Origin of the sequence: Lamprobacter modestohalophilus (assembly GCF_016583905.1) — a bacterium.
GTDB classification, from domain to species: Bacteria; Pseudomonadota; Gammaproteobacteria; order Chromatiales; family Chromatiaceae; genus Lamprobacter; species Lamprobacter modestohalophilus.
This window is the reverse complement of record NZ_NRRY01000205.1, coordinates 1-523: the sequence shown is the minus strand read 5'-3', so window position 1 is coordinate 523 and position 523 is coordinate 1. Positions and strand designations below refer to the sequence as shown.

Here is a 523-nt window from a genome sequence, read left to right as displayed (position 1 = left end):
TCGAGACCAACAGCTTGAGGATGGCGAACTCTTTGCGCGTGAGATGCACATCGTCGCCCATCACGGACACCAAGCGTTTGACCAGATCGATACGGAGATAGCCGTCATCGTAGATCCCGGCATCGGGTTTCTCTGTCGCCCTGGGCAAGCGCAGCAAGTTACGCACGCGCGCCAGGAACTCCTGGATGCCGAACGGCTTGGTCACATAGTCATTCGCACCCGCGTCCAGCACGGCGACCTTGTCGCTCTCCGATGACCGGACCGACAGGATCATGACCGGCACGCTCGACCAATGCCGCAGCTCACTCAGCACGGATTGGCCATCGGCATCGGGCAGGCCCAGGTCGAGCACGATTAAATCTGGCGTCTGGGTCGCGGCGAGCTCGAGTCCCCTCGCCGCCGTCTCCGCCTCGATGACCTGATATCCCTGGCTCTTGAGACTGATGCGCAGGAATCGACGGATCTGCTCCTCATCGTCGATGATGAGGATGCGCGTCGATGTCGGGTTTTCCGTCATGCGTGC

1 protein-coding gene is annotated in these 523 nt (G+C 61.0%); it reads right to left on the bottom strand.

Features of this window, described 5'->3' with window-relative positions; genetic code table 11:
* On the bottom strand, positions 1-523 hold a 523-nt coding region (locus tag CKO42_RS26890), incomplete at both ends, for a response regulator (RefSeq protein WP_242479746.1).